The 885-nt window shown below is 62.6% G+C and carries 1 protein-coding gene; it reads left to right on the top strand.

Going from position 1 to position 885, the window contains the following annotated elements:
* Positions 1-288 precede the first annotated feature (288 nt).
* The coding region (dnr, locus tag EEB15_RS33085) for a transcriptional regulator Dnr (RefSeq protein ID WP_141514237.1) at positions 289-885 on the top strand (597 nt) is incomplete at its 3' end.

Genomic DNA, 885 nt, shown 5'->3' with positions numbered 1-885 from the left:
CCTGACATCCGTGCTACGCCACCATCCATGGTGGATTCCCTGAGTTTCCGTATTGTCTTTGGCGCTTCCTGCGCAATGTCCTGACGGTTTGAAGATTACGCATCTCTGCGAGGGGGAGAAAGCAGCCAAAACCACCGCCGTTTGTAAGCCTTGGCTTACACGCTGTAATAGTTCCGCTCGCCGGACCGACGGCAACACCCAGCCGCCGGGAGCTTGCCGTGCGTCAAGATGATCTGCGCCGGGCCCGCTACAGTGGCCAGTCCCCTCATCATCGCGAGCCTTCCCAGCATGGAATTCCAGCGCGTCCACCAGCAGTTGCTGCAAAGCCACCACCTGTTCGAACCGCTTTCTCCCGTCCAGCTCCAGGAACTGCTCGCCAGCAGCGACCTGGTCAATCTGGACAAGGGCGCCTACGTGTTCCGCCAGGGCGAGCCGGCGCACGCCTTCTACTACCTGATTTCCGGCTGCGTGAAGATCTACCGGCTGACCCCGGAAGGCCAGGAGAAGATTCTCGAAGTGACCAACGAACGCAACACCTTCGCCGAGGCGATGATGTTCATGGACACCCCGAACTACGTGGCCACCGCCCAGGCCGTGGTGCCCAGCCAGCTGTTCCGTTTCTCCAACAAGGCCTACCTGCGCCAGTTGCAGGACAACACCCCGTTGGCCCTGGCCCTGCTGGCCAAGCTCAGCACCCGCCTGCACCAGCGCATCGACGAGATCGAGACGCTTTCCCTGAAGAACGCCACCCACCGCGTGGTGCGCTACCTGCTGACCCTCGCCGCCCACGCGCCGGGGGAGAACTGCCGGGTGGAGATCCCGGTGGCCAAGCATCTGGTGGCCGGGCACCTGTCGATCCAGCCGGAAACCTTCTCGCGGATCATG

It is taken from the genome of Ramlibacter sp. WS9 (assembly GCF_003797765.1).
Classification (GTDB): Bacteria; Pseudomonadota; Gammaproteobacteria; order Burkholderiales; family Burkholderiaceae_C; genus Ramlibacter.
Note: the sequence above shows the minus strand (reverse complement) of the source record. Positions and strands in the feature narration are given on the sequence as shown.